Here is a 4135-nt window from a genome sequence, read left to right as displayed (position 1 = left end):
GTGTATTAATTAAATTTTGATTATTTCATAGATAATGCTTTATCTATTGCATCTTGAATTATTTGATGACAGCACTTACCTAATGGATTGTTTTTCTGGCATTGCGAGTTTTTCATGGCTCCAGTAATTTTTAAAACTTCTCTCATATTAGTTGCACCATCTTTTAACACTGCATCTATAACTTTTTCTTCTGTTACTTTGCTACAGTAGCAGGCATATTTAGGGTCTGCATCTTTTTTAAACCATATTGGTACATTTACCTGCTGTTTATTAAATTGCACATCAGTTTCATTATTATAGTAAGCAACATTACATTCTTCATTCATACATAAATAATAATCTCTATCTCCAACTTGTTCTAATAATTCGCTAAGTACCAAATGTTTCACTGTAATATTTTTTACAGTACTGCCCATATTACCACAAATAGGGCACAAATTGTTTTTTCCGACCTCAATATTTGGTTCTGAGCATTCTTCACAGCAAGACTTATTATCATTTATCATTATTTTTATATGCCTCCTCTTACAGTTTTTATAACGTATATTTATATTTTAATGAGCATGCATATGATGAATATCTTGATTATGCTTATGTGAATGCATACATTCTTCATGGGTATGAATATGAGTATGTTTACCGATAACAGTTTCATTATGACTATGACCATGATGTCCATCATCATGACTATGACTGTGCTCATGAGTTATTGCAATATGATGATGCTTATGATTATGTTTTTCTATAGACGCAAAATACATACCTATAATCATTATAGATAATGCAATAATAAATGAAGGTGTTGGTATATCTCTAAAAATTATCAATGACAATCCTACTCCAATAAATGGTGATACAGCATAATAGGCACTTGTCTTAGCGGCTCCCAAGTCTCTTTGGGCATAAATGTAAAAGAATATACTTAATCCATAAGCAAAAAATCCTAATATTAAGGATACTATTATAAAAGAAATATTATTTGCTTTTTCTCCTAATATAAATGCAATTATTAAGGAACCTATTCCAGAGCCAAATCCTTTAATTATAACAACTTGTAATGGGTCTTTTACGGATAATTTTCTTGTGCAGTTATTTTCTAGTCCCCAACAAATAGATGCTAATAATACAAAAATTGAACCAAATGAAAATGAAAAACTACTTATATCTTCTACAGACAAAATAACACTTGACATTGTAATAAGAAAAATAGCACCCAATAGTCTTTTTCCTATAGGTTCCTTAAATATTATTAAAGCAATTAAAGATGTAGCAACAATTTCAAAGTTATTAAGTAATGAAACATTAGCAGCAGATGTCATTGTAAGTCCTATCATCAAAAATATAGGTGCTGCAATGTCTAATGCAACCATCCCAATAGTATAAGGGAGTTCTTGTTTTGTAAGTCTAGCCTCAGTTTTTTCCGTGTATTTCCTTCTCTTAATTATGTCAACAACAGACATACCTAATCCTGCACCAAGATAAAGAAAAGATGCCATTAATGTAGGTGGAACTTCCTTTAGCAAGAGTTTAGATACTGGTGAACTAATAGCATATAATGCCGCTGCCAATATGGCAAAAAATATTGCTTTAAATTGTTTATTTTCCATTCTAAACACCTCACAGGTTCTATTTTATAAATTGTTCAATGGCTTTATTTAACTCCTCTATTACCTCTTTGTCCCCTGTTTCCACTGCATTTACAACACAGTTATTGATATGGTCCTGCAAAATAATTTTCCCGATATTATTGACTGCAGATTTTACTGCTGCAATTTGTATAAGAACTTCACTACAATCTCGCCCTTCCTCTACCATCTTTTTAACAGATTCTAAATGTCCTATGGCTCTAGATAATCTATTTATAACTGTTTTGGTGCTTTTATGCTCATGCCTTTCACTCATGTTTACATCTCCTTTCATATCCCCCCACGGGGGTTACTATGATTATATCATTATTTCACTTGTATTCAAATATTATTAAAATCACTTTGTAACTTTATTTTTGTTTTAATAGTGCTTTCTATCAATAAAAAACATGACCTATTAGACATTCCTTTGCCCTAATAAACCATGTTTCTTATCTTTTAAATGCTATTTTTCTATTAAATTCTACTATAATCATAATTTAATTTTATAATAATTATAGATTAATGCTATCTCATGAGGTTAAACGGTAATCACCAAGAAATATTATAAAACTTAGTATTTTCAAGATTAAATTGCAGTTTACTAAATAAAGTCAACACTATGCCCTTTAAACGCTAATACTTCTCGGATTTCCTTAGAAATTGATTTTATATATTTAAGTCTTACTCCTGCTGTTTCAATTAGGTTCCATAATGTTATTTCTTTTTCCTGCATCTCTAACTTTATTTAATTTTAAAGGACTTTATTTGATGGAGACATAGATACAGGAACAAGGGGTAAGGAGCAAGGGAATAAGGATATCATTATATATATAAATTTGTTTCCGATATCAGATTATCTTTTATTTATATAGATTTTTTACCAGCATTCTTTTCCTTCCCGTTTTATTTCAATTCTATCATACTCAATTGATTCTCCGACTAAATATCTCCATACTTCAACATCATCAAGTATTCCATCATATCTTCTTATAAAAGTTTCTACTAGACTTTCTCCTTTTTTATTAAAATCATCTTGGAAAACTATAACTTTTCTTTCAGCAATTATTCTAGAAAGATAAAAGACTGCTTCTATTGCAGTTGATATTTTAGCAGAAGGAAAATTATCATTCTTTGTCCAAATATAACTTTTACATTCCGCCACAATGGAGTTATCCAATGAAACCAAATCAAACTTATGAACTTTATTAACGCCTACAATTAATGGCTTTTCATAGAAACTATCCTTAAATTTTTTATTTAAATATAATCCCACTCTGTTTTCAAATTCATCAAAAGGAAGCCTTGAAAAAACGCCATTATTATTTGTGTTTTGTAGATTCGGGCAATGATTCTGACTGTTTACTTCATGATTTACCACTTCGTTATTATACATATGACCAATACCATTTACTATTTTAACCTTTTTACAGCGTGAACATTCGCCTTTACAACGGTTTATCATATCTTGCCTAAATAATTTATTACAAACAGCATTAATAGTTTGACGTGGTTCGATGCTCAACAATTTTGATAAACAGTCATCGCAGAAGTATTTATCTTTATTATCTAAATAGTTTTTAATTACCTCACTATGCTTATCCATTCTGTATCTCCTTTATGGGAAACTTCTCATCTTTTTAGGAACATTATCTCATAAAAATATATCAGAATAATTACTTTATTCCTCAGATATCTCTATTATATCATTCATTTTTTATATATCTTCTTTTTCATAATTTATCTTTTTGCACATACCTTGATTAAATTATTATCATCTAGGTTAGAATGTTAGAAAATTAGCATCATATCCTTCATCCACTAATGCTTCTTTAATCTTTTCTTGAACTTTTTTCATATATCTTGGCTTAACTCCTGCTGTTTCTGCCAAATTCCATAGTGTCATCTCTTTTCCCTGTCTGTCTATTTCCCCGATACCCTATTTTATTTTTCTTATATGGAATTCTTCCAGACTTTCTAATTCTGAGTCTATATATGCCTTTGTCAATGGAAGTTTCTCCTTCCTTTTAGAGAGCCAGCCGCTAATCCCTAACTTGCCTCCTATAGTTGACCATGTTATCCTTTCAGGCTTGCCTTCCTTCATTTCTTTTATCACTTCCTTAACTTTAGGAAGTGATTCAACATCTCTTTTATCCCAATCAACAGTGTTAACTACTGTTTTTATCCTGCGATAGTTTTCTTCCATCCACTTACTATCATATCTTTTTAACCAAGCATAAACTCCATCGTTATTTTTACGAATTTGACTGCTGCTTTTATCAGGATATTGAGCATGGAATTCAAGCCACTTTTCCCTTAACCTTTCTCTTTTCATTCTGAATTCTTCTGTATCAGTAAACTTGTTATGAAGATATTTCCCACCACCATTAAACTTCCAGAATTCTTCTATTTCAAGTCTATCAATAGCCTTTCTGATTGTCTTTGTAGATGACTTTAATATATCTGATATTTCTCGGATTGATAGTCCTGACTGGGTAAGTTCTATCAAC

General features: G+C 30.4%; 7 protein-coding genes. All 7 read right to left on the bottom strand.

Features of this window, described 5'->3' with window-relative positions:
• Window positions 1-20 precede the first annotated feature (20 nt).
• On the bottom strand, window positions 21-506 hold the full coding sequence (locus ABV008_RS03295; RefSeq protein ID WP_352418391.1) for a Csac_0668 family 2Fe-2S cluster-binding (seleno)protein: 486 nt from the start codon (window positions 504-506) through the stop codon (window positions 21-23).
• A gap of 48 nt (window positions 507-554) precedes the next feature.
• The gene (locus tag ABV008_RS03290; RefSeq protein ID WP_352418390.1) at window positions 555-1607 is read right to left on the bottom strand and encodes a DMT family transporter; all 1053 of its coding nucleotides are present in this window, start codon (window positions 1605-1607) and stop codon (window positions 555-557) included.
• 19 nt (window positions 1608-1626) lie between these two features.
• Window positions 1627-1902, bottom strand: coding sequence for a metal-sensing transcriptional repressor (locus ABV008_RS03285; RefSeq protein ID WP_352418389.1), 276 nt, complete (start codon window positions 1900-1902; stop codon window positions 1627-1629).
• A gap of 327 nt (window positions 1903-2229) precedes the next feature.
• On the bottom strand, window positions 2230-2361 hold the full coding sequence (locus ABV008_RS03280) for a hypothetical protein (protein WP_352418388.1): 132 nt from the start codon (window positions 2359-2361) through the stop codon (window positions 2230-2232).
• Between the two features lie 144 nt (window positions 2362-2505).
• Window positions 2506-3231: a hypothetical protein gene (locus tag ABV008_RS03275; RefSeq protein WP_352418387.1), complete on the bottom strand. Its 726-nt coding sequence runs from the start codon at window positions 3229-3231 to the stop codon at window positions 2506-2508.
• A 177-nt stretch (window positions 3232-3408) separates the two neighbouring features.
• Complete coding sequence (locus tag ABV008_RS03270) at window positions 3409-3531, bottom strand: hypothetical protein (RefSeq protein ID WP_352418386.1); 123 nt, start codon at window positions 3529-3531, stop codon at window positions 3409-3411.
• A 33-nt stretch (window positions 3532-3564) separates the two neighbouring features.
• Window positions 3565-4135: TnsD family Tn7-like transposition protein (locus ABV008_RS03265; protein ID WP_352418385.1), on the bottom strand; the 571-nt coding region annotated here is incomplete at its 5' end.

This window comes from Proteiniborus sp., assembly GCF_040308045.1.
Classification (GTDB): Bacteria; Bacillota; Clostridia; order Tissierellales; family Proteiniboraceae; genus Proteiniborus.
Note: the sequence above shows the minus strand (reverse complement) of the source record. Positions and strands in the feature narration are given on the sequence as shown.